The organism is Pseudoduganella buxea, from assembly GCF_009720835.1.
Classification (GTDB): Bacteria; Pseudomonadota; Gammaproteobacteria; order Burkholderiales; family Burkholderiaceae_D; genus Rugamonas; species Rugamonas buxea.
The window spans coordinates 1-245 of record NZ_WNKZ01000345.1 but is presented as its reverse complement, the minus strand read 5'-3'; the positions used below and the strand labels follow the sequence as shown (position 1 = coordinate 245).

Annotated in this window: 1 protein-coding gene; it reads left to right on the top strand. The window is 65.7% G+C overall.

All coding sequences use genetic code 11. The annotated features are described in order from the left end of the window. The coding region (locus GM672_RS28815) for an IS1/IS1595 family N-terminal zinc-binding domain-containing protein (protein WP_170300305.1) at positions 1–245 on the top strand (245 nt) is incomplete at both ends.

Sequence of the window (245 nt, the reverse complement as noted above, 5' to 3'; positions counted from 1 at the left end):
GCAGACTGCCTGGCCATCATCGAGGAACGGGGCGCGCGCATGCGCCGGTGCCCGCACTGCGGCGCCGACAAGCTGTACCGTCACGGCATCCTGCGCGGCCTGCAGCGCTACCGCTGTCGCCAGTGCCACAGGTCCTTCAATGCACTGACCGATACGCCGCTGGCGTTTATCCGGCTGCGCGAAAAATGGCTACCGTTCCTGCAGTGCATGTTGGGTTCGATGACGGTACGCGCGGCAGCGGAAAC